We start from the raw sequence: 236 nt of genomic DNA, 5'->3' as shown, positions 1-236 counted from the left end.
TCCCATGGTCATCCGCAGGAGGAACAGCCGGCGGTATCTCCCTTGGATGCAGTACCTGGCCATCGTGGGGCGGAGGGTGGTGGAGACGGTGGGGAGCATGCTCCATCACCTCTTCCCCAGGCGCATCCACGCCGTGACCCAGGAGGGTTTCGTCATCAAAGTTCTCACCTTCGTCCTGGCCCATAACATCAGTCTCCTGACCCAGAAGATGGCTGGGTAGCAACTTGGGTTATACT

The 236-nt window shown here is 59.3% G+C and carries 1 pseudogene; it reads left to right on the top strand.

From position 1 onward, the window contains the following. Positions 1–220: pseudogene (locus tag ACYQ0J_RS13965) on the top strand (IS982 family transposase); the annotation flags it as partial. Positions 221–236: the final 16 nt, after the last annotated feature.

Source organism: Thermus sp. FJN-A (assembly GCF_054655095.1).
This window is presented reverse-complemented; position numbering and strand designations above follow the sequence as displayed.